Origin of the sequence: Bacillus sp. AP50, assembly GCF_040492675.1 — a bacterium.
GTDB classification, from domain to species: Bacteria; Bacillota; Bacilli; order Bacillales; family Bacillaceae_G; genus Bacillus_A; species Bacillus_A cereus.
The window spans coordinates 1-1,676 of the sequence record NZ_JBEUTW010000756.1; the positions used below are offsets into that span (position 1 = coordinate 1).

Consider the following 1,676-nt stretch of genomic DNA (forward strand, 5'->3'; position numbering starts at 1 on the left):
GTACAGTACTCACTTTGATTCGCAAATTTAGAAAGATACAAAAATAATAGTAGGGATCATTCGTTTGAAGAAAAGAGTTCAGTATTCAAAAGAAATAAAGTAGAAAGTAAATAAAACGAAATATGGATTTTTTACTTATTAAGATTTTAATAGTTAAGCGGTACATTTGGCTTTTATAAAAATTTGCAGTTGGATACTATTCTGTCTACAGAACTATATTACATATAAAACACGTTACTATTCTCATTAAAATAAAAGAATAGTAACGTGTTTTTTAATTTGAAAATAGTATAAATCCTATAGCTCATGAATATAGGAGTACTTCTAATTTGCCATTGATAAGTTACTGAAAACACTTTGTTTTAATGGAAGTGTCACTCTAAATGACAACATGAGATTTTCGGTATTTACCAGGTGTTTCATTGGTGAATTTTTTAAAAATTTTAGTGAAATAACTTTGATCGCTAAAATTAAGCGAAGCGCATATATCTGATAAGGGATAGGTGGTGAAAGTTAATAATTTCTTTGCTTCTTCGACTCGTTCACGTTGAATGTACTCAATTAATGAAATACCGACTTCTTTTTTAAATAATATAGATAAATAATCTGAATTCACATTTGCAAATTTAGCAAGTTGTTTAACAGATATTGGATTGTAAATATTTTTAAAAATGTAGTTTTTACAAATAGCAATAGTCTGTGAATGTTGCTGTGTTTTTTGTGCCTTTACACGGTCTGCAAAGGTACAAAAAGCATTTTTTAATAAATCCCAAACAGATTCTTTGTCTTTTAAATCTTCTGTTCTTTGAATGTGTAAATCATAAATTTTGTAAGCAATCCCAGATGGAAGTCCCCCTTTTATCGCATATCTAGTAGCGAGCGTGATGGATGAAATACAAATGTTTTTATGACGTCTTAATTGATGGAATGAAGATAAAGATGAAAGAGTCTCTTGTTGGAATTCGTAATAATATTTGAGGACGGTTTCTTTATCCCCGTCTTCTATAGAACTAAGTAGTTGCTGCTCTATATATAAATTATGATAAATGGATTCGTCTTTTTGCATTGAAATATATACATCTTCGTTTAAGATGCTGCTATGACTTATATGAAGTGAGTCACTGTTATTTGAAAAGGTGCTTACATCTGAATTTTTTTTATAGAGAATGTTATAGAACAATATCGCTATATTTACAAAGAAATTTTGATCTTTGACTGACAATGAAAAATAATGGTCTCTTGTTCTTTTATAATTTGGAATAAAATTAAGGTTACTATCCGCTTTACTTGTAGAAAAATTTACATGTGTCAAGGGCCCAATAATAACAGTACCGTTCACCATATAATCGCTCTTTATGTGAATTAAAATAAAGTGCCCTAGATATTCGTGAGTTCTGAAGATGGGGGAATTATATGTATCATTTCTCTGAAAAAGCATATGTAACTGTTCTATTTTTGATGTATATAACGAATGTGAATCATTTTTGGATTTAAATTCTAAAAGAATATTTTTGTTACAATCTAAAAAACAAACTGGAATTTCGAAAGATTGAAAAAACATATTGCAAATGTACTCTATCTCAACTAGACTGAGTTTTTTAGTCATATTCTTCCTCCTTACAGTTATGCGTAATAGTTAAATAAACATATATTCCTTTTTCATAAGTAGATACGGA

Annotated in this window: 1 protein-coding gene; it reads right to left on the reverse strand. The window is 28.7% G+C overall.

From position 1 onward, the window contains the following. Nucleotides 1–379: 379 nt before the first annotated feature. On the reverse strand, nucleotides 380–1,606 hold the full coding sequence (locus ABWK52_RS29200) for an AraC family transcriptional regulator (RefSeq protein ID WP_000162832.1): 1,227 nt from the start codon (nucleotides 1,604–1,606) through the stop codon (nucleotides 380–382). Nucleotides 1,607–1,676 lie beyond the last annotated feature (70 nt).